The following is a 25,759-nucleotide window of genomic DNA, read 5'->3' as shown; positions in this document are numbered from 1 at the left end:
TTAATGCTTAAAAATAACCGCGAATGCCTAGCGCAAAGCTACGCCCTGGACGTGGTGCTATATCTTTTACAAATGAGCTGTGCACGCGTGCTTCTGTATCTGTTAAGTTGGTTCCTCGTAGGTACACAGACATATCTTGGTTTAATACTGAAAGGTCGTAAGAGATGCTTGCATCAACCAATGTGTAACCGTCTGTTGCTGTTTCTTGTGGGGCTGTGCGGTCTTGCTTTTGATAGCGAGTAACGTGAATATGCGCACTTAATTTATCTGTTTGATAGCTTAACTCGCTGCCAAAACGAAGCGGTGGAGTACGGGGTAAATCGCCGCCGTCTTTTAGGCGTGTACGAACGTAATCTGAGAATAAATCTACTTTAAATTCATCTGTTAACTGCCACGCAATTTGCGCTTCAAAACCATGTAAAATTACATCGTCTGTTTTAAATAAATAAACAGGTAGCTCTGATGAATGATCGTGTTCGTCAGCGTCTTCTTCTTCATCGCCATGGTTGTGGCCACTTTCGGCGAATAAACCAGTGTCTATTTGGTAATAGTAGTTATCTACTTGGTTGTAGAAGGCATTTAAAATAAAGCCAATATCACCTTGGGTTTTACGAAAAGTTAAATCGATATTATTGGCTGTTTCTAGGTCAATTGCTTGATCAGACAAACCTAAATGGCCGTCTTCATCTAAATTAAATAGTGCGCCTACTTCGTAAGTGCCAGTGCCAATGTGCGGCCCAAACGATAACAACTCAGAAGCAGAAGGCGCTCGTTCAGATCGCGATACCGACAGCCCTAAATTATAGTTAGGTGTAAAATCCCACACTACGCCTGCCGATAAACTGATTGGTGTAAATTCATGCTCTACGTCAAATACACGAGTGGTTTCTGCGCTTTCTTCGTGGTCGTGATCATGCTCGTCGGCTTCTTGCGCTTCATCATGTGCGTGAGCGTCAATATTTGGCAGTAATACGTCACCTGCTTCAATTGTTACACGCTCTATGCGCCCACCTAACTGTACTAAAAAATCACCAAAGTGCCTTTCTTCCATCAGCGCTACAGCAAAGCTTTCGGTTTCTGATGGAGGAGTAAAGGCCTCTTCACCTTGCGCTTCAACATCGCTTTGTTTGTAATGAAAACTAATGCCGCCATTCCACTCGCTAAATTGATTATGTAGTAGGTCTATACGTAATTCGTTTGTTTCGTTTTTAAAAGTAGTGCCTACTGCGCCACCTTCAATTTCAGCGTGTTCGTAGTCGGTATGGCCAACGCGGAGGTTTACTTTGTTTAGCCACTTATTATTTAGGTTGTACTCACCTAATAATTGCACTTTAGTTTGCTCTAAATCAGCAAATACGCTCTCTTCTTCGTCGCTGTGTTCTTCCTCTTCTTCATCGCCGTGCGTATGGCCCGGAATACCGTATTGACGATTAAATTGCTCTACCGCTATGCCAATAAATCCGTTATCCATTAAATAGCTAGCGCCAACAGTAAAACCGTCAGACTCTTCATTGCTGTTTTCAACTTTGTAATCGCCACGATGGCCTTCGCCGTCGCTATCTATATCAGCAGCTACAGGTACCTCGTAGTCGTCGGCCTCACGCCAAAATGCATCGGCGTAAAAAGCTACTGAGTCTGTGCCTGTGGTGGCATTAAACGAGGCCACTTTTTGGTTATCTACCGAGTTATGTTCTAGGTTCCATTCACCACGCGTGGTGCTGTCGGTAGGTACGCGGTTATCTACTACATTTACTACGCCACCAATGGCGCCACTGCCATAAAATAGTGTTGCAGGGCCGCGTAATACTTCAATTTGTTGTGCGGTAGACGCCTCTGATGCAACAGAGTGATCGGGGCCAACGCGCGACACATCACTTACATCAAGGCCATTTTGAGTAATAAGTACACGAGGGCCGCTTAAACCACGAATAATAGGTGTGCTGGCTACCTTCCCGTGAAAGTTAGTATTAACGCCTGGGAGTTTTTCAAGGCTGTCGCCAAGGGTTGCAGCTTGTTGTCGTCTTAGTTGTTCGCCAGATAAAACACTAACAGGCGACGCAGATTCCATTGCCGACATATGAATAGGGGTTGCTTCAATATCAATAACTTCAATAGGCGAGCGCTTTAAATTAAAAGTAACCGATTGGTTATCATCATTCGTTATTGTTATATCGCGATGAAGGTGAGCATAACCAGGGGCTACAACATGTAGCTCTTTTAAGCCATTGTTTAGTTCTGTTATAACAAATTTACCGTTTTCATCGGTGGTTACTTTAAGATCTGAGCCTTCAACTTCTACCGTTGCATTGGTAACTACTTTACCTTTGTTGTTTAAAACAACGCCTTCTATTGTGGATGCAAGCACACTAGCCGGCAATAAAGCTGCTATGAGAACAGCTAATTGTGATCTACGTTTCATTTGACTACCTTGTTAGATGTTATATTATATCAATTATGCGAGTAATGTTATAATATATCAACAGCAATTAACTGATGTTATTAAAATGTCTCCTTAAAAGTAACGTTTTTGAGTGGAGACACTGATTTAGTAGAGGAAATAATGAAGTCGAGTCAAAGTGTTATGGATCGTATGGCGATTGGGTTATCGTTAATGTGTACAGTACATTGTTTTGCAACCCCGGTTATTTTAGCGCTATTGCCAAGCTTTGCTGTACTGCAAATAGATAGTGAACAATTTCATTTATGGATTCTTGCGGCGGTACTGCCAACAAGTTTATTGGCATTAAGCCTAGGCTGTAAAAAGCATAAGCGTTTACGTTATATGGCCTGCGGCGTTATTGGGTTAGCCTTTATGATATGTGCGGTATTGCTAGGGCATGAGGTTGCCGAAAAAGCGTTTACTTTAATTGGGTCGGTGTTTATTGCTGTAGCTCATTGGTTTAATTACCAACAATGCCTTAAACAAAATGACGATAACTGCCCGTGTTCAAGCGCTGAAACTGATCAGGCTGCTTAGCGTTATCAGTGCTACAAACAGCTAACATGTAGCACTGCCTTTCAATATTTAACTTTGTTTTTTAATAGCCTAAAGCTAAAAGTGAGTTAAAGTAGTCATTCAATATCGATTATTACGCTTGGCTTAGGTTAATTAATATAAATGAATACTGCTTTAAAATACTTGCTGTTACTCTGCGCTTTAATGTGTTTTAAATTAAGCGCAAATACTCCGTACCAAATCCCTAGAAGTAGTGTTATTGAGTTAACTGAGCCTGCTACTAAACGGGTATACCCTGTTTTTATTCAGCTCCCTAAGTCATATAAAAAGCAGCCTGAAAAAATATATCCGGTTATTTATTTAACCGATGCACCGTATACGTTTCCTATTGTGGCGGGTGCTACACGGTTTCCTATGAATAGCGGCAATATGCAAGAGGCTATTATTGTGGCCATTAGCTACGAAAAAGGATCTAGAGGGTCTAATAGTCGAATTAGAGACTACACCCCAAATAAGGCTCAAAGCTGGAAAAAGCAAACCGGTAACGCTCAAAATCATGCGCTGTTTTTAAAAAATACTGTGCTGCCATTTATACAAAGTAACTACCGAGCAAGTAGCACACAAAAAACCTATATAGGTAATTCTTTAGGCGGGTTATTTGGTGCCACTATTTTATTTACGATGCCCGATTTATTTAATAATTATATTATTGGCAGCCCATCGGTTTGGTTTAACAGCAATGCAATATTAGCGCTACAAGCACATAAGCCTAAAGTGCCTACAAAGGTTTATATATCGGTAGGGGCAAAGGAAACGCCAAGCTTTGGTGAAGGGCAAAATATGGTGGCAGGGGCAAAGCTATTAACGCAAAAAATTAATGCACTTAGCAGTGACAATATTGAATTAAAAAGCGTTGTTATTGAAGGGGCGAGCCATGCAACCGCATTTCCTACTACAGCAATACAAGGGCTTGATTGGGTGTTGGGAATGACACCAATCGACTTAAATATTTAATCATTCTAGCGTGTTAAATAGAGCGCTAACAGCGTTATAAATTTCTCATGTAGAACAGCTACATGTCGATATTTATGCCTTGTTATCACGCTATTTATCTGTCGCTATAAATGCCTAATAACTTAACACAATTGGTGTAGCCAATAAGCCCTAAAAGGCATTAAAAGCTTAGGCGCTTTCAAGTTCCTTTTTCCAGTTTACCAGCACTTCAATAAACTCAGGGCCTATACCACAGCAGCCACCAATAATGCTTGCGCCCTGGCTGTGCCATTTTTTAGCAAAGTCTAGATATTCTGAAGGTGAAATATCGCGATACGCTTGTGAGCCTTCGTTGGCTTTGTAATCGCGTGCTATAGGTGTAAAGCCATTAGCAAACGCCCCTAAAACAACACTTTTATTTTGCTTGGCTAATACTGCGTTGGTATCGCTAAAGGCTTGATCTATAACTTCAGGTATTGAACAGTTAAAGAAAATACCAGCAACATTTTGTTGAAGCAAAGCCGTTACTGCGTCACTTACCAGCTCACCAGAGCGAAGTGTCGCTTGCTCGCTTATCGCATCAGTTAAAGTAAATGCGTAATAACATGGCTTGTTTGAGCCTTTAAGGACGCTTGCCATAACGTGCGCCTCTTCAATGCTCGATATAGTTTCGCCAATCCATAAATCTACGTGCTCGTCTTGCGCCTTGTATAGCGTATCTAAAATAGTAAATGCGCGTTCGCTTTCAAATAGTTCAGGGCGGTAAGAGCCAAATGCCGGTGGTAATGAACCTGCTACTAATACATTTTGTTTAGCATTTTGAGCTACTTCTTTTGCAATAACGGCAGCTTGCTGTGCAAGGGCTGCGCCTTGAGCTTGGTATAGCGCTTCACCTAAATGAAAGGGCACACAGGCGTAGCTGTTAGCTGTAATTATTTCAGCACCGGCATCTATAAAACCTTGGTGGGCCTGCGTTACAAAATACGGGGCTTCTATTAATGCTTGTGCACTCCACAGTGGCTGTGTAAAGGGCGCGCCCATGCGCTTAAGCTCGCGTCCCATGCCGCCATCTAAAATAGTGAGTTTATTCATAACAAGCCTTTGTGTATCTGTACAATATGGCGCTATTCAACCATGTTTTTAATAAAATCATAATGAAACTTCATCACCTTTAACATGAAAGAAGCTCAATGCTTTTTAATGCAAATATAAAAGCATATTTATTACTCAGGTTATACGTATAAAAATATATAGTGCCATAGCTGAAAGAATAAAAAAGTAAACTATATATATCAATACTTTAAGTTTATAAAAAAGAAAGTGCCCTTGCGCTATTATCAGTAATTGATAATATGCGTAATACATGTATAAGCATACAGTTTTCTGATTGGCTAAGCACCGTTTTATGCACTTGCTTAAGCTTAGTGAGTAAACAATTTGACTAAGCTGTGCGAGTAAATAAATGAAAAACGTTAAACAGTCTCGTTGTGTGATTGGTATTAAAGGTCAAGTGCCCGATCCCGATTACCCCATTGATATTTGGTTCGACTTACTTAAATCGGTCGCTAGTGTGCTGTCTAAAGAGAACAAGCAATTGTTAAAAGTGATTACTGAGCAACCCCCAATCGGTGACTTAGCTGGCATCGCTTACCGGACAGGTAGTCAGTAATGTCTCAAGAACACGAAAGCCTAGGGCAAATACAATTTAGTTGAAATGCAAAGTGTAAAAACCATGCTTTATCCTAAAGTCATCCATCAAGAATTTATAGTAGTAGTCAATAATGAAGAATAAACCTAATACCATTCTAAAAGCAGAAGCACTTCTGAAACCTTTAGCCATCCCACATGTACCACAAGAAAGTGACGTTGAAGCTTTAATTGATCAATGGCTGCATGCTATTGCAACCGATAGTCAATTATTTTGTAGAAAAGAATTAGCATCTGCCGACAACTTGAAAAAAGAAGTTGTTGCTTGTTTAGTGAGTGAAGGGTTGTTTACTGATCGTTTGGACTTTTTTAATCAAGTCTTTGGTGAGTTGGAGTTGAAACCATCAGTAAACGGGAGCTTTAAGTTCATTGATCTCTTTGCTGGTATAGGTGGTATGAGGTTAGGGTTTCAGCAAAATGGTGGTACTTGTGTTTTTTCATCTGAATTTGATAAGTTTGCCCAAGGAACCTACAAGTTGAATCATGGTGAGTTACCTTTAGGTGATATTACAAAAATTAACGAAGAAGATATACCTGATCACGATGTTCTTCTAGCAGGTTTTCCGTGTCAACCATTTAGTTACTCAGGTCTGTGTGAAGGTTTCGAGGATAAAACTAGAGGGACACTGTTTTTTGATGTTTTACGAATATTGGAAAGTAAGAGACCTAAAGTTGCTTTACTAGAGAATGTGAAAGGATTTAAATCTCATGATAAAGGTGAAACGATGTTTATCGCTTTAAAAGCCTTGGATGAAGCTGGTTATGTACCATTTTGGACTATTCTTAATAGTTTTGATTATGGAGTTCCTCAATATAGAGAGCGATGGTTTTGTGTAGCAATGAGAAAAGATATAGCATCAAACTTCGAGTTCCCCTCTTCAGAAGGTAGAAATACAACCTTAAGAGATATTGTTGATTTAGAAGAGTCAGGCAAGGTTTACCAATTAACAGACTTTGAAAAAGAAAGGGTAGAATATCATTTCTCGCGCTCCTCTTTGGAAGAGCGAGTGAAACATGATAGCTCTAAATATGAACCACACACAAAAAAAGGGAAGCATGGCGTATTTTCTTTCCAAAAAGCAGATGGGGCTTTGAGGTTTCACGTTGGAGACGTTGCAAAGACACAAATTCAAGAAGCTTTTTATGCATGTTTAGATACATATGCACCAACAATTATCGCGAATAGAGTACCTAAGCTTTGGGATATAGGGAGAAAGCTAACTGTTCATGAAAGTTTGCTGTTACAAGGTTTTCCCTCTTCGTTCAAGTTTGAAACCTCTAATGCTCAATCATATAAGCAGCTTGGTAATTCGGTTACAGTATCTGTAATTGATAGATTGGCTAAAAAAATAAAGGAATATTTGTAAATGGGATACGTTACTCAAAAAGACTTAATTGATTGTAGACATAATTTTTCCAAGCTAACTAAACGTGGAGATACCTTTTTAGGACTACTCCTTTATTGTATTAATATCAAAGAGTGGTTGATACCGCTGCGACATGCAAAGGCAGATATGAAGGAGTTCTCTCTTCTTGCAGATAAAGCTTTTGGGGTTGTAGAACCTGATTCTAACTATTCAGAAAAGGAGTGGTATGCACTTTTTTCAAAATCATGGCTTGATGATATAAGTACCGCTTATCTTAATGGAAAAAAAATCCCAGCCCTAGATGTTTGTATTACCATTTTTTGGTGGATGGAATTTGACTCAACTGAACAAGCTATTTCATTTTTTAAGAAGCAGCTCCCAGCAGATATATATAGTACTTTTTTTTACGAAGAAGAAAATAGTACCTTAGACTTCTCATCAGGAAGACCTTGCGCACGAAAAGATTTATTAAAGCAATATGGTGGTAACCATGATCATAAAGCATTAAAGTTAGGTGGTGATTTAATAAAAAAGAAGGCTGGCGAGCTAAGTGGAGCACCATTTGCGCAAACTCTCTATGCTGCATCAGAAATAAAACATATAGTCAACATTACGGATTTTGATGTATTTGAAAACTTTGGGCTGAGTCTAGGAAGGAAGTCAAATAAATTTACCTCTACATCTTCATCAAGCCCCGGTATAGAAGCAATTATTAGTAAACCCTTCCTCCTTCTCGCTGGTATTTCAGGCACAGGTAAAACCCGTTTTGTGCGTGAGCAAGCAAAAACCTCTAAGCAGTTTTCAGAAACTTATTGTTTAACCTCAGTGCGTCCAGATTGGCATGAACCAAGTGACTTATTGGGGTATATTTCGCGGCTCACTCAAGATGGCAGCGCTGAATATATCACTACTGATGTATTAGATTTTATAGCTAAAGCATGGCGTGCAATTGCTGATGGCGGATTAAACGTGGAGGTGCGAGATAGTGACGAACTAGGCGAGCACTTAGTAGTAGCGGGCGAGCGTGATGCGCTTGAACAGGTATTACCTTACTGGCTGTGCCTAGATGAAATGAACCTTGCGCCCGTTGAGCAGTATTTTGCTGATTATTTGTCGGTACTTGAAACTCGTGAGTGGACTTGGACGGGTGACAGCTTTTCGTACAGTAGTGATGCACTATTAAAACCCGCTACCATTAAAGCCGTGGCGAATAAAGAAAAGCTACGCGAAGCGCTGGGCTTTAATGGTACACAATACGATGAGCTTTGGGCGCTAATTTGCCAATATGGGTTAGGTATTCCGTTTAATTTGCTGGTGGCTGGTACAGTGAACATGGATGAAACTACTCATGGCTTTTCACGAAAGGTGATTGACCGTGCGCTTAGCTTTGATTTTGGTGAATTTTTCCCTAACGACTATGCAGACTTTTTCACCCCGACTAACCGTAATAAACGCCTTAGTTACCCTATTTGGTCAAACGCCAGCAAATCGGATTTAGCCAATACCTTTGATGTTGATGGCACTAAAACTGTAGCATTTTTATCGGCGGTGAATGCGGTGCTAAAAAACACGCCGTTTGAATTGGCCTTCCGCGCTCTTAATGAATTACTACTTGCTGTTGCCAGCAGCCAGCCACAAGATGACCTAACTCTTAAAGCTGTGTGGGATGACTTTATGATGTGCAAAGTGCTTCCACGCATTGAAGGTGATGAGGATAAATTAGTAGGGCAGAACCAGCATAATATTTTAGAAGCACTATTAAAAGTATTAGAAGAACAGTTAGCTGGGGCTTGGGAAAACGGTCGTCCAGATTTGTACCGCGAAGAGCTAGATCCAGAGGGTGAAACAATTACTGTGGATTGTCGTTCTAAGAAAAAACTAAGTTGGATGAATGATCAACTTGTACGTGGCTTTACCTCTTTTTGGCCTTAAATAAACGGCACTTTTTAAACTTTGGCGGTAATGGACCATGGCTAAAAATAGCGAATTGTTAAGCTATGAACATGATGACTTTGATATTCATGTATCTACTGATTGCTTAGATTCTCCTCGAAATAAATTAAAACGGACATATTTGTCACGCTCTGTTGAGCTGCCAAAATATGAAGATATGCTTGTTTTGGTTGGCTCTCAGCCAATGTTGCCTAGCTTTAATTGTGAGGGGCCTCCACATATTCAACCGTTCTTTTTTGAAAACCGCCAATATAGATTTGAAATTGAATTTAATGGTCATGTTGATAAAGACTCTTTTTCGGTTAATCACAAATATGCTTTGCTAGATCGAAGTTTTTTTGCTCATCCTAAACGAAAATCATTAAATGCTGTGATTAATTTTGGCAATGACGTTGGGTTATGTCACTTTGAAATTAAGTATAGTGTTAATGGGGTTTGGCAGTCTGTACCTGTCGCTTTTACAGTCTTTGCAACTAAAATGATACAAGCTCAAGATTTGAGCATTATGAATCATGAAATTGATCGTGTTTACCCGCTGTGGCGGTACAGTATTAGTGGAAAAACAACGCATACTCAAGGCAAATCATCTAGACAACCGGAGAAATTTGAACTTTTTTGGTTGGCGCAGTTTGAACGTTTAGTTGGCGAGTTTAATCAAGGTGTAAAAAGAGTATTAAACGCAGCGCATAATCGGTTGCAGTCTTATACTTTTGAGCAGAGTTTAGAGAGGGTAAATAAACGATTAGGGGCTAAGCAGGAGCAAAAAGCAAAAGAGTTAATAGCATCAAAACGCTCATCTCGAATTACTATCAAAAAGCAGCGCTTGAATATTGATACCCCAGAAAACCGCTTTATTAAAATGGTACTTGCGAAAACTAAAGCTAACTTATCTCAGATACTATTAGAAATTAATGCAGATAAAGACTCAAAAGTATCTAGTTCATTTATTAGAGAGTTAGACGCGTGGCGTACCCAAGTTGCTCAGTATACAAAACACGCGTTATGGCATGAGGTGGGTGTTTATAAAGGGCAATATACCGAGTCAAAAGTGCTGCAAGAAGCCGCTGGTTATTCAAAAGTTTATAAAGTTTGGCAGCAATTGAAATACTACTTAAATGGAAGCTTTGGAGAAAGTCGTTTATCGATGAAGTCTGTTGCAGAAATTTATGAAATTTGGTGTTTTTTAGAGGTGAAGTCGATTATTGAATCTTTGGGCTTTAAACCACAAAAAAAGACGCTAAGTCACCTTAAACAAGTGCAGTTTGAGAAGCAATTTCCTAAGGATGAGATGGCTGCTGCTTTTGTATACCAACACGAAAGTGATGATATGCAGATTGAGCTGGCGCATGAGCCTTCATTTACACCTAAAGGCTCAGCTAATCGAACTTGGCTTGCAAACCACCGTCCGGATATTGTGCTTCGTGTTACTTTGGAAAATGGAGAAGCTTTCTTTATTTTATTTGATGCAAAGTATCGTATAGATACCACACAGTTTGGTGGTAAAGATGCCGTACCTGAAGATGCTATAAATCAGATGCATAGATACCGTGATGCGATCATCCACCAACAACATATTGAATACGAATTACCATTAAAAAGTCGCCCTGTTCTTGGTTCATTTGCTTTATTCCCCGGTTTTTTTCCAGAACAAAAATCTGAACAAAACCCTTATGGCGAAGCTATCAATGAAATTGGTATTGGCGCATTTCCATTATTGCCAAGTGAGGGGAGTCAAGACTCCACTAACTATTGGATAAAAGAATATTTAGCTCAAAAACTAGGTAAAACGCGTAAGGCTTTGGAATACAGGCAATCTTCGTCATATGATTACCATTTTGTTGAAGATGCTGCTCGTATTGCCCCTTATGGCGTAAATGTGACTAGACATACTGGTTTGACATTTGTGGCACCAGTAAATGAACTAGATCGTGATCAAACGTATTTGGAAAAAGCCAAAACAGGTAGTTTAAAGGGTTACCATACAAGGCTTATTGCGACTAATCGTCAAAATGTACACAGAAACATTATGCGCGAAATACGTTACTTTGTACTCACTGTGCGCGACAGCACTCAAGATACAGAGCAATTAGGAAAGTATTTATATTCAGTGGCAAGCGTAAAGCTATTACCCAGGCGCGACATTGATAAGGAAATAACAGGAAAAGATAGTGATGCTCTCGAAAAATACTGGGTGTTTGAGTTTTCTGGTGCGCCAGTTTTTTTACCTAATACTATTACAAAGCCTTATGAAGAGCACTTCAACTTTAAACTAATTCAAGCAGAGCGTTTACCTGAGATTTCGCATTGGGGTGAGATTCAGGGTAATTTAGAGCTGTACAAAGATTTGAGTCCTATTTGGTAAAAAATACCTAAAATCGTGGCGTATTTTTTTGTGTATAAGTCAAAGGTAAATTTGAAAAAGTGTCGAAACCATCATGGCGTGAGAAACCTAGTTATATTAATTATGTAGAAGGTGAAGTGAATGACAGAGCATATCCCTCAAGCTCCACAAGGAGAGTTTGTTCTTTTTAATAGCGCAGATGGTCAGACGCGTGTTGAGTGTCGCTTTGAGTCAGAGACCTTGTGGCTATCACAAGCTGTAATGGCAGAACTTTACGATAAAGATGTTCGTACGATTAACGAGCACTTAGTCAATATATACAAAGAAGGTGAGCTTGTACAAAACGCAACCTTCCGGAAATTCCGGATAGTTCGGTTAGAAGGTACTCGGCAGGTGTCTCGCGAAATCGACCATTATAATCTTGATGCGATTTTAGCCGTAGGCTACAGGGTTCGTTCACAACGAGGTACACAGTTTAGACAATGGGCGACTGGGATATTAAAAGAGTATTTAGTTAAAGGGTTTGCCATGGATGATGAGCGTTTGAAAAACCCGCCCGTGGGACAATCTGCCGTCCCGGACTACTTTGATGAAATGCTTGAACGCATTCGCGATATTCGAGCTAGTGAACGACGTGTATATTTGCGGGCTAAAGAAATTTTTACAATGGCTGCCGACTATAAGCCCTCTAATCAAGAGACTAATCGCTTCTTTCAAACTATACAGAACAAGCTGCACTATGCCTGTACGCAGATGACGGCTGCTGAGCTTATTTCCACCCGTGTAGATGCTAATAAGCCTGATATGGGCTTAACTAGTTATAAAGGTGATGAAGTACGTAAAACAGACGTCACTGTTGCTAAAAATTATCTGCGGGAAGACGAAATTAAAGAACTGAATCGAATTGTGAATATGTGGCTTGATTTTGCAGAAGATCAAGCGCTACGACGCAAACAAGTATTCTTACAAGACTGGGCTGATAAGCTTGATCAGTTTTTGAGCTTTAATGATCGTGAAGTTTTAAGTGGTGCAGGGAAAATCACTAAAAAAGTGGCAGATGATAAAGCAAAATTAGAGTTTGATAATTTTGCACAGAAACGTCGCCGTTTGAAAGAGGCTGAGGGGGAAAGTGCAAATATTTCTGCACTTAAAGCAATAGCTAATAAAGGCAAAAAAGACTAATAGTTAACGGAAATAATACTTTATTAAATGAGTTGGTATTAAATTTGATGTTAGTGGGTAAATAAATACCCACATTTACTAAGTAATTGTCCTAGAAATATTGGGTATTTAAATAATTTTTACTCAGTTAATTTTATAAGTAATATATTTAGCTTACTTATAAAAGGCTTCAACAGTGCCTTTTCTTGTAAGTAAAAGTGGTTGCCCGCGACGATCAAGCCCTTTTGGAGATGCAAATTTTATCCAACCTTCACTGATGCAGTATTCTTCAACATCAAAACGCTCTTTGCCGTTGAACGTGATACCAATATCGTGTTCAAAAACTTCTTCCACATGATGTGGGCTACGTGGGTTGATAGAAAGGCGATCTGGTAAAGCAGGTTTTGCGGTAGTGTCGTTCATGGTCATATTCTATATTGAATGAAGTATGCGCTATTGTAGGCAATACAACGCTTTCGCTCAAGAGAGATAGTAGTAAATGTGTTTAAAAATGTACTAATTAATGAGTTGTGTATACAAATGAGATTGCGCTTGGAAAATATTTACAGAGGAGGTTTTGAAGATATTCGACTAAATAATTATGAAGGTAAATATATTAATGGGTTATCTCTAACCCATTCAATTGTTTAGCAATTAGATGCTAACAATGTTCTCGGCTTGTGGGCCTTTTTGACCTTGAGTAACAGTAAACTGTACACGTTGGCCTTCAGCTAAAGTTTTGAAACCGTCGCCAGAGATTGCGCTGAAATGTGCAAAAACATCTGCGCCAGATTCTTGCTCGATAAAACCAAAACCTTTTGCTTCGTTAAACCATTTTACTGAACCAGTAGTTGTATTAGACATAATATGTATCCTAAAAAATTAATATAAGTGTGCCTGAAAAGAGGCGATTGAGCCGGAAAAAATAGTTAACTTGAGGATATCGCGTGGGATTATTACTAAAACAACGGGGTACTAACAAATAAAACAAAACTTCTTTCAAACTAGTATTCAAAATGGGTTATTGCTAACCCATTTTAACGAAAGCAATTAGATGCTAACGATGTTTTCAGCTTGTGGACCTTTTTGACCTTGTGTAACAGTAAACTGTACACGTTGGCCTTCAGCTAGAGTTTTGAAACCGTCGCCAGAGATTGCGCTGAAATGTGCGAAAACATCAGGACCAGATTCTTGCTCGATGAAACCAAAACCTTTTGCTTCGTTGAAAAATTTAACTGTACCAGTTGTAGTTGTAGACATAATAGTATCCTAAGGATTAATAAAAGTGCGCCTTAAATTAGGCAATTTAACAGGAAGAAAACATACATTTAACTGAGGATAACGCGAAGGATTATTACTAAAACAACGTGGTACTTACAAATAAATAGGGTTTTCTGTCAACCCGATGGCAAGCAGGATAACAGTAAATTAAGTTATATACCAAGCCCTATTGTAAATTTATTTTAGAGTAAGTGCTTTATTTGTTTGTTTGTTTTTTAACTAATTAGTTATGATTGAGATGATCTTTTTTACTTTTTAATTAAAGGTAAATCTATTTTAATCAACGCTTTATGCTTGTTTTTGTACGCGGTTTTAGAGTAAGTAAAATACAGGTTTTAATTGGTTAAAACATGACCTAATTACCTACTAAATATTTTAATATATATCTGAAATAATCTGATTCATTAGCTCCAAATTACAAATCCAAGTATTAATAATGCAATCCAAAGTGTTTCAGCAACAATTAAAACAATAGGTTTCATGCCTACTTCGGTAAGTTTTCCTAAATTAGTTTTCATACCTATGGCTGAAATAGCCGCAATTAAAAAGAACTGTGAAAGTTCGTTAGCGGTTTCAAGTACTATTGTAGGAACTGAAAAGCAGCTATTTATTACCATAAGTATTACAAAGCCAATTAAAAACCCAGGTACTTTAGGTAACTCTCCGTGTTTTTCTTTATTTGAGTGATTAATAACAACCATCATAATAAGTACAACGGGTAGTAGCATTGCAACACGTACTAGCTTAGTTAGAGTTGCTATATCGCCTGTCTCGGGTGATACCGAATAACCTGCACCCACTACCTGGGCTACATCATGTATTGTGCCACCTAAAAATACGCCTGCATTATGGGCGTCAAACTCAAGATAATTAACCACGATAGGGTAGAGGATCATAGCGATAGTCGACATAGCTGTTACGCCAATAACGGTTAATAGGGTATCGCGTTCTTTATGCTCGCTGTTTGGCATAATAGACGAGATAGCCAGCGCAGCAGACGCTCCACAAATAGCAACCGAGCCACCTGTTAGTGCACCAAAGCGTTTTTGTAAGCCAAATACGCGCGCTAGCACTACACCTAAAATAATAGTGGTAAATATGGCGCCCGCTAACATAAGTGCTGTTTGCCAACCCAGTGTTACTAAATCTCCCAGCGCTATGCGTGTGCCTAGCAGTACTATACCTACACGCAAAACCGTGGTGCCGGTAAAATCGATACCTTTGGCGCAAGGGCTATCGCTTTGATACAAAAATGAGACTGCCATACCCAGTAACAAAGCAAACAACATGGCTGGCGCGCCGTAATGCTCACTCAAAAATAAGGCGGCAAGGCCAGTCATTGCAGCAATGCTGGCGCCTTGCCATAAAGGTGATATTTTACAGCTTAATTTACTGCTTAAGCGCTGCATTACGCTTTAGCTGCGGTAAGTGCTACTAATACTTGGCGCTTACGTTCACCTGTAAAAGGGCGACGACCATGCATAGCCATTTCGTTATCAACTAAAGCAACGTCACCGTCTTGCCATGCAAGATCAAAGGTAAATACTTTAGAAAGCTCAACAATTTTATCAAGTCCTGCTTTGGGTATTGCACTACCATCGCCAAAAGTAATGGCGATTGATGGGTTTTCGCGTACACCTTTCCAGCCCATGTAAGCGGCAATCAGTTGGTTATAAAAAACCTGTACGTTATTTTCAAGAGTTACTACCGCAGGCAGTACCGGTGTAACGGCTTTTAGTGAGCCGTCTTCAAGCCATTCCCACTCGTAACCAAGTTCGGTTAATTTATTATGTGCTTCGTCTTTGGTTTCTACACTTAGCGTACTTTTCCAGCTTCGGCCTTGGCCTGATGTTGCGTCGTCAGCGGCTGGCATATAGGTGGTATATTTTAGGCCTTTGTGTTCAAAGTCATGGGCAAGCTTGCTGTCGTATTCTTTTAACGCACTAAATAATTTATCTGATCGGCAAAGAGGTGTTGCACCGCCTTTTTCTGCGGCCGATTTACAAAAGAAGAATAATTTACTTGGCGAAATAGGCGTTTGCGCCATTTCGTGATGTAAGTATATTTCTACATCTTTTGGCGCTTCGTTAGCTGTAAATACACGTTCGGTAAAATTAATACGTACCGCGTTAGACAGTGACTCTTTATAGGTAAAGTTTGTGTAGTCAAACCCGGCTGAAAAAGTATCAAAGGTTTCGGCACTATTTACAGGGAAGCCACGAAACAGTACAGCACCTGAGCTGCGAAGCTTTGTAGCCAATTCACTTTTATTCGCGCGAATGAAAGCTACCGCTTCTTCAACGGTGCTGGCGTTATTGTTATTAACCACAATGCACGGAAAAACCGAATCATCGAATGTTAATTGAGTTGGCACTGAGGCGTAGTTAATTTCGGTAGCTGACATTGTATGTTCCTAATCGTAAATTGGGTGAAAACGGTTAAAGGCAGCTTCACAAAAGTGCCCAGGGTCGTTAAATCGGCGATTACTGTTAAGCGCAGAAATTTGCGCCATTTCTTGCTCTGTTAATTCAAAATCAAACAGTGCGAGGTTTTCTTTCATGCGTTCAAGTTTTGAAGTTTTTGGAATAATGGCTGTGCCGCGTTGCACGCCCCAACGAAGAACTACTTGTGCTGGCGTTTTGCCATGATTGTGTGCAGCCGCTTTAACAACGCTTTGCTCAAGAACTGATTCAGTTTTATCAGCCATTTCTAGCTCAAGGTATGAAAGCGCACCCAGTGGTGAAAACGCAGTAACCGGAATATCGTACTGCTTAGCTAATCTTACTAATCGCTCTTGCGTTAAATAAGGGTGCGACTCAATTTGCAACATAGCGGGTTTGATATTTGCGTAGGTCATTAAATCGTGAAGCAGCGCGCTTGAGTAATTACATACTCCAATGCGTTTAGCTTTGTTGTTATGTACTTGCTCTTCCATTGCTTGCCACGTTAAATATAGCGGCACTTTTGCCAGCTCCATTTGTGGATTTTGCGCGTCTGGGTCAACAAACCACTCTGGTGGATAGCGGGTTTCTATTGGCACAAATGTTTGCGCAATCGGAAAATGAATTAGGTATAAGTCTAGGTAATCTAGCTTTAAATCACTCAGTGTTTTATCAATCGCGAGGCCAACATGCTCTGATGCATGAAAGGTATTCCACAGTTTTGATGTTACCCATAATTCTTCGCGAGTACATAAACCATCGTTTATTGCTTGGGCTATGCCATCGCCTACTTGTTCTTCGTTACCGTAGTCTGATGCGCAATCAAGATGGCGGTAACCTGCCTTAATGGCTTGGTATACCGTTTGCGCACAATCTTCTTGTGCTACTTTCCATAAACCGAACCCTACTGGAGGGATATTATTTAATGAACTCATTGGGAATTCCTGTTAAAAATGCATAATGACTTAGGTCTTGTATAAGACATAAGTTATTATACGAATCAAACAGTGTCAATACTGTGTTAACAGCAAAGTAGTAAATGGGTGGGTTAAAAAACCTACAGGCAGCAAAAAGGCAGCGTTTGCTGCCTTTAAAAAATATTTAATTATTATGCGCTAAAGTGAGTTTTTAGCACTAAACACGCTTTTAATTAATCAAGTTCAATTTGATAGTGGTAATGATCGCTACGGCATTTGCTTTGGCGGTATTCAATTAGCTTACCTTCGATTGATTCGGTAATTCGTGATACCAACAGCAGTGGGTCGCCAGCTTTAATAGCAAGCATTTTGGCATCATCAGCTGTAGCAAGTACAGCTTTAATACTGTCTTGGGTTTTGTGTACAGTTTGGTTAAATTTGGTTTGATAGTAATGGTACAATGTATGCGGAATATCACTACTTTGATGTATATCAGGAAAGTAGCTTTGCGGTAGGTATATAGTTTCGCTCATGCAAAATTCGTTATCAAGAATACGTCTACGAACAAGCTTGGTAACTTTGTCTTTTTTATTGAGTTGTAACGCTTCTGTTACTTCAATTGGCGCAGCACAAAGCTCAACCGATAGCAGTTCAGCCTTTGGTAAATCAGCGCCTTTACCGTCGGCTTGTAACGGAAAAAACCTAAATAAGGCATCTTGCGCAGTATGCTCTGATACAAACGTACCAACGCCTTGGCGACGAGTCACTATTTTATTGTCGGTTAATAAATTAAGTGCTTTACGAACCGTACCTTGGCTTACGTTAAATTCTTCAGCAAGGCGAAACTCGCTTGGTAGTGCTTCGCCAGGTACCCAGCGTCTTTCAACAATGAGCTGTTTAATATAATCAGCCACTTGTAAGTAAAGCGGTTGAAAAGCCAAGCTTGGGCCACTTAATTTGTGATCAAACATAGAATTACTCATTATTATTTACCATTAAATTTAATCCACCTGTAGTTATATCATAGGTGAAACCTTTTACGCATATTTGCGCTAGCTCAATTAAACGTGAACTACTGCTGTAATGTTTTATAGGCGCAAAATATACATTATGCCTAAAAACAAATCGTTACACTACAATAGCTCACCCTTAGGAAATTAAAAGTGCTCAGTATTTCTTTTGAACTCATTTTGCTTATGGCGTTGTGCCTAAGCCTTGCCACTGTAATGCAAACTCTTAGCGGGTTTGGCTTTGGGTTGCTGGTGGTTGCAAGCTTTACGTTGCTTGATGTATTGCCACTTACGGCAACTACATTTTTAGTGAGTTTGCTAGGGTTAGTTAATTCAACAACCGTGGTCGTTAAAAACCGCAGTTCGGTAAAAGTACCCGAGCTAAAACTTATGTTGTATACCGGTATACCGTTAATGCTGATAGGTTTTGTGCTGCTTGAGTTTATGTCGTCGCATTTAACGCACTATTTAAACTTTATTTTAGGTGTAAGTATTCTGCTGTGCTGCGCTTTAATGCTGATTGGCCGCGATCGTGCTAATAAACAAAGCCGCCCTCGTTCGTTTTTAATAGCTGGAGGGGTGAGTGGATTACTTGGTGGGTTGTTTTCAACCTCAGGGCCGCCGCTTGTGTTTCAGTGTTATAAGCAAAGTTGGTCTATTGAAGCTATTCGCAGTACGTTATTAGCGGTATTTACTATTGGCGGGCTAGTACGTGTAGGTATCGCCTTATTTGGTACTTTGCCGGGGCTCGACATTATGTTTTTAATTGCAGCGGCTATTCCCTTAGTGTTGTTAGTTACGCATTTTGCTCGCAAATTAACGCCTTACGTTGACGCTAAATGGATACGCATTATAGCTATTACGTTACTAGGACTGAGCGGCGTATCGCTGGTGGCTACATCGGCACCTGGCATTTTTTAAAAATTGCGATGTAAATAATTCATCTTGAGTTTATTTACGTTGACATGGGGATTACAATTATTTAACTTGTGTCTTATACAAGACTAATAATTGGTTAAGGAACTCCCATGAATGCATTTGAATTACGTGAGCCAGACTGGAACGCAATAGAACCAGCACGCTTAACCGCACAGCCAAAGTTACAAGGTAATGTGTTGGTTTTGCCCACTCAGTTTGGTGATATTAGCGTAACGATAAGCCAGTTTGGTTTACGTTTAAATGCAGGCACCACGCATGACGAGCAGTTTAAAATATTAACCACAACCCCATCAGAATACCCCCTCACACTTAGCAAAAACAATAATGATTACAGTGTAAGTGGTGGCGAATACCGGCTAGAGTTTTACTGCGACCCTTTTCATTTCAAACTTTATAAAAACGATGAGCTAGTGCAGCAATCAGCAACCGATGGCCACTTTGTACGCCAGCATCGTTTACCGCCACTGGCTAAAACTGATAACGGCTGGATATTAAGCTTAGAGCTTAACTACGATGAGGCCGTGTATGGTCTTGGCGAAAAATGGGGAAAGCTTGATAAACGCGGCCAACTTATTCGTTCATACAACCACGATGCGTTAGGTGTTAACGCCGAAAAGTCTTATAAAAATACACCGTATGCATGGAGCCCAGAAGGCTGGAACTTATTTGTACATACACCTGCACCGGTAACTCATGGCGTAGGTTACGCACTGTGGTCGCAACGCGCATATGTATGTTTAGTTGAAGATGACGCGCTAGATGTATTTTTATATCAAGAACAAACACCTGCTCAAAGCATTAACCGTTACTGTGAACTAACAGGTTTTGCACCGGTGCCACCACAGTGGAGCTTTGGTGTTATTTTATCAAAAGCGTATTACAAAGATGCTGACGAATTACTGAGTGTTGCCCGCGAAGTGCGTGCTAAAAATATGCCGTGCGACGTAATTACTCTTGATGGCCGCGCATGGCAAGACACCGACACCCGCTTTGCATTTGAATGGGACCCAACACGTTACGCCGACCCAAAACCAGTGCTTGATGAACTAAAAGCCATGGATTTTAAAATTTGCGTATGGGAATACCCGATGATCTCGGTAAATAACCCATTATTTGCTAAAGCGGCCGAAAATGGCTGGCTTATAAAAGATAAACGCACCGGTAAAGCGTATCAATACGAGTGGGATTTAAGCCCATTTGGCGAAGTACTTACACCACTACCAGAGTCGGGTATTTTAGATTTTACGCACCCCGACGCTTATGAATATTGGCTTGAATCGCATAAGCCATTGTTTGAGCTGGGCGTAGATATGATAAAAGCAGACTTTGGCGAACAGCTAGAAGACGAAAATATGGTATCGCACAGTGGCGACAGCGGCATAAGATTACACAACGTTTACAGCATGTTGTATAACCGCTGCGTTTTTGAGGCCGCCGAAAAATACTGTAAAACAGGGCCATTTTTGTTTAGCCGCTCAGCGTGGACTGGCAGCCAACGTTTTCCTGCACAATGGGGCGGCGACCCACAGGCCGATTGGCAGGGTTTAGCGGCAAGCATTCGTGGCAGTTTAGCGTGGGGCATGTCGGGCGGGCCATTTTTTGCAACCGACATTGGTGGTTTTTACAAAGACACCCGCGACGCAGAACTTTACGTGCGCTGGGCACAAGCCTCGGTATTTAGCGCACATATGCGCTTACATGGTATTGGTCCTCGCGAACCTTGGTCTTACACAGAGCAAGCAAGTGATGCGGTATTTGCAGCACTTAAATTGCGCTACCAACTTATTCCTTATTTAGAGCAAAGTGCCATACAAGCACAGCAAACTGGCTTACCAATTCAGCGTGCAATGGTTTTAGCATTTCCTGATGATGTGCTAGCGCATAGTTTTGATCAGCAATTTATGTGCGGTGAAAAATTGTTAGTAGTGCCGTGTGTCGTGCCAAACGGTAAAGTGAAGTTTTATTTACCACAAGGCAACTGGATTCGCTTTCCTGATAAACAATCTTACGAAGGTGGTAAGTACTACGAACACACACTTGCACTTGAAGAAATGGCAGTATTTGTACGCGAAGGCGACAGCCTAATGCTTGGCCCAGAGGTTCAACACACAGAACAAGACATGAGCCAATTAACAGCATGGCCTAAATAAAACTCGGCTTAATAAAAAACACACACAACACACACAACACACATACAACACACAATAATAAAGATATTAGCTTACTTTTTACCGAGTAAAGTAAGCTAAAGGGGGCGCAAGATGGAAGGTATGAACATTACCATGACACTGCTATCGTGCTTGGCGTTTATGGCGCTGGTGGGATATATCTCGTACCAAAAAACCAAAGGGGAAGTTAACACCCAAGATGGCTACTTTTTAGCGGGTCGTGGGTTAACAGGTACATTTATAGCAGGGTCAATGATCCTCACTAACTTATCGGCCGAGCAACTAATTGGCCTTAATGGCTCAGCCTATGGTTACAACCTAAGCTCAATGGCGTGGGAAGTAACCGCAGGGATCTCAACCATTATTATGGCGTTGATCTTTTTGCCTCGTTATCTAGCGGGCGCGTTTTCTACCTTACCTGAATTTTTACGGGATCGTTTTGACGATACCGTACGACGCATGACGGTGATCTTATTTATGGTAGGGTATTGTTTTATAACGATCCCTTCTGTTTTGTACTCAGGATCAATAGCCGTACTTAGACTTTTTGATGTACCCACCTTATTAAATATGAGCTACCAATCAAGCCTAATTGTGACCATTATTACAGTGGGCTCAGTTGGGGCTATTTATGCTGTATTTGGTGGTTTAAAGGCGGTTGCGGTATCAGATACTATTAATGGTGTTGGGTTACTTATCATTGGTATTTTAGTACCAACACTGGGCTTAATTGCATTGGGTGATGGTAGTTTTTCAGAAGGGTTAAGCACCCTAGTAAACACCGACACAGAAAAGCTCAATGCTATTGGTAGTAGCGGTGATCCCGTGCCATTTGGCACTATTTTTACAGGGATGATCTTAGCTAATTTGTTTTATTGGGGCACTAATCAGTACGTGATCCAGCGTACGCTGGGCGCTAAAAACTTAGTAGAAGGGCAAAAAGGCGTGTTGTTTTCAGGGTACTTTAAAGTGTTAGTACCGTTTATGATGATGATCCCAGGCGTTATTGCTTACCATCTTTATAAACACGAAAGCCTGCCAACTATCGATTTAGCTTACCCACATTTGGTAAAAGAAGTGCTTCCACAGTATTTATCTGGGTTCTTTTTGGCCGTATTGCTAGGTGCTGTATTTAGCTCATTTAATTCACTGCTCAATAGCGCGGCAACCTTATTTTGCTTAGACGTTTATAAGCCAATGAAAAAAAATAAGGTAACAGACAGCCAACTTATAAAAGTAGCCAAAATTACTAGTATTGTTATTGCCATATTGTCGTTTATAACTGCGCCATTATTGATGTTCGCACCTGAAGGTTTATGGCACATAATTCGTGTGTTTACAGGCTTTTACAACATTCCGGTCATCACAATTGTATTGGTAGGTTTGTTTACTCGAAAAGTACCTGCACTGGGCGCTAAAGTCGCGATTATATTCCATATTATTGCCTACACCTTGCTTAAATTTGTATGGGATGTAGACATTAACTTTATTCATATTTACGCCATTTTGTTCTTAATTGAATTGGTGATAATGCTGGGTATTGGTTACTACAAACCACTTAAAACACCATGGCAATTTACACGCAAAGCTGAGGTAGACCTTAACCCTTGGAAATACGCATTACCTTGCGCAATTGTATTAGTAAGCTTGATTGTTAGCTTATATATATTATTTTCGCCACTCGGATTGGTTGGTGGAACCAGTGTGTACTTTGTACCAAGTTTAGCTGCTGTATGGTCTACAGCCTTAGTGCTTAGCTGGTGGAGTGTACGTCGTTGGCAGGTTAGTTACGAAAATAGCTTAGCGCGTATTGGTGCTAAAAACGCCGCATAACCTGCGGCTATATTCTGTATACCAAACTTAAATCACATTTAATTCACATAATGTTTGCATTAGTAAGATAGTTTGTTTAAATTTAAAGCTCTTATATAAGATATAAGAGCTTTAAGGAAAGTATCACACACTGACACCGCTTTATTAGCAACACACACAATTGCTAGCGCGGTACCACACAGCACACACGCACAATATGGAGAATGACATGAGAGCTAAAAAGTCCGTCTTAAGCTTGGCAGTCACGTTAGCAATGACAACCGGTTTAGCGCTTAGCGCGCAGGTACATGCGCAGCAAGAGCAAACCGAACAAGAACAACAAAAAACAGAAACAGCTAAAAACGATACGTTTGAAAAAATAGTCGTTACTTCACAAAAAAGAACGCAAAGTTTAAACGAAGTACCTGTTGCGGTATCGGTACTTAATAGCGATCAAATTAATTCAGCTTTTGCTAATAACATGGAAGGCTTACAGTCACTTGTCCCTTCAGTTAGCTTTAGAAAAGGCACCACAACCCGTAACTCAGCGCTAACAGTGCGCGGTATTGGTACTATTTCATTTAGTATTGCTGCCGAGCCAAGTGTAGCAACTGTTGTTGATGGCGTGGTGCTTGGCCGCTCGGGTCAAGCATTTGCCGATTTATACGACGTAGACCGCATTGAAGTATTACGCGGGCCACAAGGTACATTGTTTGGTAAAAACGCCTCAGCAGGTGTGGTAAACATAACAACAAAAGATCCCTCGTACGACACAACAGGCAGCGTAGAAACCTCGTTTTATCAAGATAACGAATACCGTTTTAAAGGCGTTATAAGCGGCGGTTTAACCGACGACCTAGCGGCAAGCCTAACGGTATTTAAAGGTAAATTTGACGGTTACATTGATAACGTTTACAACAACGAAAAAGTAAACGGTTACGACCGTGAAGGTGCACGTGCTGTATTTAAATACGAGCCAGAGGATGACTTAAGCGTAAAATTTATTGCAGAATTTTATAACGCTGACGATGATTGTTGTGCCGACTTAGAAGCACTACCAAGTGGCCGTAATCCAGATTCAAAATCAGTACCAAACAGTAACGGTATTGTTGATGGCGTAGCCGATATTGATTTAGACCAACGCAGCGTTGATCATGATTACGAGTCGCGGACAATTGACGAACATAGCGCGTTTTCGGTACAGGTTGATAAAACAATTGGCGACTATACATATACTTCAATTACTGCACAGCGTTCGTGGGATAACACAGAGTACCGTGAAGGCGACTTTACCTCTATTGCTGGCGACAGCAGCGAGCCGGTATTTGACGCGCCGTTTCAATTACACGATTTAGGTGCACAGCAATGGGATCAGTTTTCGCAAGAATTTAGAGTTACATCAAACCTAGCTGGGCCATTTAACTATGTTGCTGGCTTATTTTATTGGAACATGGATTCACAACGTAACTTTACTCGCGATGCTAGTTGTCAAAATAATGGTGGCCAGCTTGATAGCGCAATGGCTTTTTACGCGCAAAATAACTTATCGGGCGCTGAGCTTGATACAGCGCTTGCTGATTTAGAAGGTTACACACAAGGCCTAGGTGTTAGCTGTAACGCAAACGATATTGTATCGGCCACTGCTTTTATGAGCACAGAATTTAATAACTGGGCCGCTTTTGCCGATGGTACTTACGATTTATCTGAAGATTTACGCGTATTATTTGGTATTCGTTACACCGACGATGAAGTGTCGTACACGCATCGCCGTGTAAGTAATGATGTGTATGGCCGCACCGGTGTAGGCGTGCGCCCAGCAACACTAAATACAGATGATGAAGGCAAAGCCGAAGAAACCAACGTATCGGGTCGTTTAGGTATGCAATACGATTTAGGCGATGGTCAAATGGTATACGGTACTTACTCGCAAGGTTACAAAGGCCCTGGTTTTAATATTTATTATAACTTTAACCCAGACACCGATAGTCGCGAAATAGCACCTGAAGAGTCTGACGCTTATGAAATAGGCTACAAATACGCAAGCCGCGAATTTGTATTTAACATGGCGCTTTTCAGAACCGAAATTGAAGGCTTTCAAGCTAACAACTTTGACTGTTCAGACGGCACTTGTATTACGCGCTTAACCAATGCGGGAGATGTAAGTACGCAAGGTGTTGAAGTTGACTTTATGTGGGCTGCAACAGAGTCGCTAACGCTTACCGGTGGTGTTGCTTACATCAAAGCTGAAATTGACGAGTTTAATTGTCCGGCAGAGGTAGCCGCAGGTTCATGTACTGACCGCTCAGGTTTAGATGTACCATTTTCGCCAGATTTAAAATACTCACTAACGGCTGACTACTTTATTGAAACCGACCATGGCTTTAACGTACATATAAATGGCTCTTACATTTACACCGACGAACAATACTCAGACCTACCAGACAACGTAGGCGAATTTAACCCAGCCGCTTTGTTACCAGATTACGGTATTTTAAATGCAAGTGTGGGTTTATCGTTTAAAGATGACGCGTTTAGAGTGTCGCTTATTGCTAAAAACTTAACCGACGAAAGCTACGTAACTACCTACAGTGGCGATAACTTCCGTTACCAAATCCCACGTGATGCAGAGCGCTACTTTGGGGTATCGTTTAAAGCACGTTTTTAATATTTAAATAATTCTCTTAATAATTTCCCTACAAGCGCAACGTTTTGC

At 40.5% G+C, this 25,759-nt stretch carries 20 protein-coding genes; 11 read left to right on the top strand and 9 right to left on the bottom strand.

The annotated features are described in order from the left end of the window. Positions 1-7: 7 nt before the first annotated feature. A complete protein-coding gene (locus WNY98_RS10400) occupies positions 8-2,419 on the bottom strand; it encodes a TonB-dependent receptor (protein WP_342877851.1) in 2,412 nt (803 codons plus the stop codon). A gap of 141 nt (positions 2,420-2,560) precedes the next feature. Here WNY98_RS10400 and WNY98_RS10395 point away from each other — a divergent pair, with 141 nt between their 5' ends. Further along, positions 2,561-2,977 carry a MerC domain-containing protein gene (locus WNY98_RS10395; protein ID WP_342877850.1) on the top strand — a complete coding sequence of 139 codons (417 nt, stop codon included), beginning with the start codon at positions 2,561-2,563 and terminating at the stop codon, positions 2,975-2,977. Positions 2,978-3,118: 141 nt separating this feature from the next. Further along, entirely contained in the window at positions 3,119-3,970 is an 852-nt protein-coding gene (locus WNY98_RS10390) for an alpha/beta hydrolase-fold protein (RefSeq protein WP_342877849.1), read from the top strand. A 168-nt stretch (positions 3,971-4,138) separates the two neighbouring features. Here the strand turns inward: WNY98_RS10390 and WNY98_RS10385 are convergent, their stop codons facing one another. Then, entirely contained in the window at positions 4,139-5,041 is a 903-nt protein-coding gene (locus WNY98_RS10385) for a homocysteine S-methyltransferase family protein (RefSeq protein ID WP_342877848.1), read from the bottom strand. A 370-nt stretch (positions 5,042-5,411) separates the two neighbouring features. Between WNY98_RS10385 and WNY98_RS10380 the strand changes: the two genes are divergently transcribed. From WNY98_RS10380 to WNY98_RS10360, 5 genes are all read left to right on the top strand, one after another. Beyond that, positions 5,412-5,618 carry a hypothetical protein gene (locus WNY98_RS10380; protein WP_342877847.1) on the top strand — a complete coding sequence of 69 codons (207 nt, stop codon included), beginning with the start codon at positions 5,412-5,414 and terminating at the stop codon, positions 5,616-5,618. 112 nt (positions 5,619-5,730) lie between these two features. Further along, on the top strand, positions 5,731-7,023 hold the full coding sequence (locus tag WNY98_RS10375; RefSeq protein WP_342877846.1) for a DNA cytosine methyltransferase: 1,293 nt from the start codon (positions 5,731-5,733) through the stop codon (positions 7,021-7,023). Beyond that, on the top strand, positions 7,024-8,955 hold the full coding sequence (locus tag WNY98_RS10370) for a hypothetical protein (RefSeq protein ID WP_342877845.1): 1,932 nt from the start codon (positions 7,024-7,026) through the stop codon (positions 8,953-8,955). Between the two features lie 37 nt (positions 8,956-8,992). Continuing rightward, positions 8,993-11,338, top strand: a complete 2,346-nt coding sequence (locus WNY98_RS10365) for a DUF2357 domain-containing protein (RefSeq protein WP_342877844.1) — start codon at positions 8,993-8,995, stop codon at positions 11,336-11,338. 120 nt (positions 11,339-11,458) lie between these two features. Further along, complete coding sequence (locus tag WNY98_RS10360) at positions 11,459-12,499, top strand: virulence RhuM family protein (protein WP_342877843.1); 1,041 nt, start codon at positions 11,459-11,461, stop codon at positions 12,497-12,499. Between the two features lie 153 nt (positions 12,500-12,652). Here WNY98_RS10360 and WNY98_RS10355 read toward each other — a convergent pair whose 3' ends face one another. The 7 genes from WNY98_RS10355 to WNY98_RS10325 form a co-directional block, all read right to left on the bottom strand. After that, positions 12,653-12,901 carry a DUF3297 family protein gene (locus WNY98_RS10355; protein ID WP_002963088.1) on the bottom strand — a complete coding sequence of 83 codons (249 nt, stop codon included), beginning with the start codon at positions 12,899-12,901 and terminating at the stop codon, positions 12,653-12,655. A 231-nt stretch (positions 12,902-13,132) separates the two neighbouring features. Continuing rightward, on the bottom strand, positions 13,133-13,342 hold the full coding sequence (locus tag WNY98_RS10350; RefSeq protein WP_007580429.1) for a cold-shock protein: 210 nt from the start codon (positions 13,340-13,342) through the stop codon (positions 13,133-13,135). Between the two features lie 186 nt (positions 13,343-13,528). Continuing rightward, the gene (locus WNY98_RS10345) at positions 13,529-13,738 is read right to left on the bottom strand and encodes a cold-shock protein (RefSeq protein ID WP_024595869.1); all 210 of its coding nucleotides are present in this window, start codon (positions 13,736-13,738) and stop codon (positions 13,529-13,531) included. Positions 13,739-14,163: 425 nt separating this feature from the next. Further along, complete coding sequence (locus WNY98_RS10340) at positions 14,164-15,168, bottom strand: YeiH family protein (RefSeq protein ID WP_342877842.1); 1,005 nt, start codon at positions 15,166-15,168, stop codon at positions 14,164-14,166. Continuing rightward, positions 15,168-16,163, bottom strand: coding sequence for a TauD/TfdA family dioxygenase (locus WNY98_RS10335; RefSeq protein ID WP_182752962.1), 996 nt, complete (start codon positions 16,161-16,163; stop codon positions 15,168-15,170). Before WNY98_RS10335 ends, WNY98_RS10340 begins: the two co-directional genes overlap by 1 nt. A 9-nt stretch (positions 16,164-16,172) precedes the next feature. Next, complete coding sequence (locus WNY98_RS10330) at positions 16,173-17,135, bottom strand: aldo/keto reductase (protein ID WP_342877841.1); 963 nt, start codon at positions 17,133-17,135, stop codon at positions 16,173-16,175. A gap of 215 nt (positions 17,136-17,350) precedes the next feature. Next, entirely contained in the window at positions 17,351-18,100 is a 750-nt protein-coding gene (locus tag WNY98_RS10325; protein ID WP_024600661.1) for a GntR family transcriptional regulator, read from the bottom strand. 180 nt (positions 18,101-18,280) lie between these two features. Here WNY98_RS10325 and WNY98_RS10320 point away from each other — a divergent pair, with 180 nt between their 5' ends. From WNY98_RS10320 to WNY98_RS10305, 4 genes are all read left to right on the top strand, one after another. Continuing rightward, complete coding sequence (locus WNY98_RS10320) at positions 18,281-19,048, top strand: sulfite exporter TauE/SafE family protein (protein WP_024595864.1); 768 nt, start codon at positions 18,281-18,283, stop codon at positions 19,046-19,048. 107 nt (positions 19,049-19,155) lie between these two features. Then, a complete protein-coding gene (locus tag WNY98_RS10315) occupies positions 19,156-21,216 on the top strand; it encodes an alpha-xylosidase (RefSeq protein WP_165723771.1) in 2,061 nt (686 codons plus the stop codon). Between the two features lie 111 nt (positions 21,217-21,327). Then, positions 21,328-23,067, top strand: coding sequence for a solute:sodium symporter family transporter (locus WNY98_RS10310; protein WP_342877840.1), 1,740 nt, complete (start codon positions 21,328-21,330; stop codon positions 23,065-23,067). 208 nt (positions 23,068-23,275) lie between these two features. After that, positions 23,276-25,711, top strand: coding sequence for a TonB-dependent receptor (locus WNY98_RS10305; RefSeq protein ID WP_182712503.1), 2,436 nt, complete (start codon positions 23,276-23,278; stop codon positions 25,709-25,711). Positions 25,712-25,759: the final 48 nt, after the last annotated feature.

Source organism: Pseudoalteromonas sp. AS71 (assembly GCF_038900275.1).
In the GTDB taxonomy this organism is placed as follows: domain Bacteria; phylum Pseudomonadota; class Gammaproteobacteria; order Enterobacterales; family Alteromonadaceae; genus Pseudoalteromonas.
The sequence above is the reverse complement of the archived record's forward strand: the minus strand, read 5'-3'. Positions and strand labels throughout refer to the sequence as shown.

Bases quoted from the DNA above. Each gene is read 5' to 3' on its own strand.
- WNY98_RS10400 (WP_342877851.1), bottom strand. From the start codon at position 2,419: ATGAAACGTAGATCACAATTAGCTGTTCTCATAGCAGCTTTATTGCCG.
- WNY98_RS10395 (WP_342877850.1), top strand. From the start codon at position 2,561: ATGAAGTCGAGTCAAAGTGTTATGGATCGTATGGCGATTGGGTTATCG.
- WNY98_RS10390 (WP_342877849.1), top strand. From the start codon at position 3,119: ATGAATACTGCTTTAAAATACTTGCTGTTACTCTGCGCTTTAATGTGT.
- WNY98_RS10385 (WP_342877848.1), bottom strand. From the start codon at position 5,041: ATGAATAAACTCACTATTTTAGATGGCGGCATGGGACGCGAGCTTAAG.
- WNY98_RS10380 (WP_342877847.1), top strand. From the start codon at position 5,412: ATGAAAAACGTTAAACAGTCTCGTTGTGTGATTGGTATTAAAGGTCAA.
- WNY98_RS10375 (WP_342877846.1), top strand. From the start codon at position 5,731: ATGAAGAATAAACCTAATACCATTCTAAAAGCAGAAGCACTTCTGAAA.
- WNY98_RS10370 (WP_342877845.1), top strand. From the start codon at position 7,024: ATGGGATACGTTACTCAAAAAGACTTAATTGATTGTAGACATAATTTT.
- WNY98_RS10365 (WP_342877844.1), top strand. From the start codon at position 8,993: ATGGCTAAAAATAGCGAATTGTTAAGCTATGAACATGATGACTTTGAT.
- WNY98_RS10360 (WP_342877843.1), top strand. From the start codon at position 11,459: ATGACAGAGCATATCCCTCAAGCTCCACAAGGAGAGTTTGTTCTTTTT.
- WNY98_RS10355 (WP_002963088.1), bottom strand. From the start codon at position 12,901: ATGAACGACACTACCGCAAAACCTGCTTTACCAGATCGCCTTTCTATC.
- WNY98_RS10350 (WP_007580429.1), bottom strand. From the start codon at position 13,342: ATGTCTAATACAACTACTGGTTCAGTAAAATGGTTTAACGAAGCAAAA.
- WNY98_RS10345 (WP_024595869.1), bottom strand. From the start codon at position 13,738: ATGTCTACAACTACAACTGGTACAGTTAAATTTTTCAACGAAGCAAAA.
- WNY98_RS10340 (WP_342877842.1), bottom strand. From the start codon at position 15,168: ATGCAGCGCTTAAGCAGTAAATTAAGCTGTAAAATATCACCTTTATGG.
- WNY98_RS10335 (WP_182752962.1), bottom strand. From the start codon at position 16,163: ATGTCAGCTACCGAAATTAACTACGCCTCAGTGCCAACTCAATTAACA.
- WNY98_RS10330 (WP_342877841.1), bottom strand. From the start codon at position 17,135: ATGAGTTCATTAAATAATATCCCTCCAGTAGGGTTCGGTTTATGGAAA.
- WNY98_RS10325 (WP_024600661.1), bottom strand. From the start codon at position 18,100: ATGAGTAATTCTATGTTTGATCACAAATTAAGTGGCCCAAGCTTGGCT.
- WNY98_RS10315 (WP_165723771.1), top strand. From the start codon at position 19,156: ATGAATGCATTTGAATTACGTGAGCCAGACTGGAACGCAATAGAACCA.
- WNY98_RS10310 (WP_342877840.1), top strand. From the start codon at position 21,328: ATGGAAGGTATGAACATTACCATGACACTGCTATCGTGCTTGGCGTTT.
- WNY98_RS10305 (WP_182712503.1), top strand. From the start codon at position 23,276: ATGAGAGCTAAAAAGTCCGTCTTAAGCTTGGCAGTCACGTTAGCAATG.